At 70.5% G+C, this 1,055-nt stretch carries 1 protein-coding gene; it reads left to right on the top strand.

What is annotated here, in order from left to right:
• Nucleotides 1-16: 16 nt before the first annotated feature.
• On the top strand, nucleotides 17-1,055 hold a 1,039-nt coding region (locus IG88_RS39800; protein WP_234332495.1), incomplete at its 3' end, for an acyltransferase domain-containing protein.

Here is a 1,055-nt window from a genome sequence, read left to right as displayed (position 1 = left end):
TGTTGGTGGGGGTGTGGTGTCGGGTGTGGTGGGTGAGGGGCGTACGGCGTTCTTGTTCACGGGGCAGGGGGCGCAGTGGGCGGGGATGTGCCGGGGGTTGTATGAGGCGTTTCCGGTGTTCGCGGCGGCGTTCGACGAGGTGTGTGCGGGGTTTGAGGGGTTGGTGGAGGGGTCGTTGCGTGAGGTGGTGTTCGGGGGTGTGGGTCTGGACGGGACGGGGTGGACGCAGCCGGCGTTGTTCGCGGTGGAGGTGGCGTTGTTCCGGTGGGTGGAGTGGCTGGGGGTGCGGCCTGATTTCGTGACGGGTCATTCGGTGGGGGAGCTGGCGGCGGCGCATTGTGCGGGGGTGTTGTCGTTGGGTGATGCGTGCCGGGTGGTGGCGGAGCGGGGCCGGTTGATGCAGGCGTTGCCGGCGGGTGGGGCGATGGTGGCGGTGGAGGCGGGTGAGGCGGAGGTGCTGGAGGTGTTGGCGGGGCGTGAGGGTGAGGTGGCGGTGGCGGCGGTGAATGGTCCGTCGGCGGTGGTGGTGTCGGGTGTGGAGGAGGCGGTGCTGGAGGTTGCGGGGGTGTTGGCGGGGCGGGGGTGCAGGACGCGGCGGTTGACGGTGAGTCATGCGTTTCATTCGCCGTTGATGGATCCGGTGCTGGAGGAGTTCGCGTCGGTGGTGGCGGGGGTGGAGTGGTCGGAGCCGGTGATCGCGATGGCGGCGGGTGCGGAGGCGGTGTGTTCGCCGGAGTACTGGAGTGGTCATGTGCGGCGGCCGGTGCGGTTCGCGGATCATGTGGTGTGGCTGCGGGAGCAGGGGGTGACCCGGTTCCTGGAGATCGGTCCGGACGGGGTGCTGAGCGCGATGGGCGCGCAGTCGGTGGACGGTGCGCAGTTCGTGGCGTTGCAGCGGCGTGAGCAGCCGCAGGTGGAGACGGCGTTGGGGGCGCTGGCCCGGTTGTTCGTGACGGGGCAGCGGGTGGACTGGGCCGCGTTGTACGCGGGCAGCGGTGCCCGGCTGACCGACCTGCCCACCTATCCCTTCCAGCACCGCCCCTACTGGCTCCCGC

Source organism: Streptomyces sp. NRRL F-5650, from assembly GCF_000721365.1.
GTDB lineage: Bacteria > Actinomycetota > Actinomycetes > Streptomycetales > Streptomycetaceae > Streptomyces > Streptomyces ardesiacus.
This window is presented reverse-complemented; position numbering and strand designations above follow the sequence as displayed.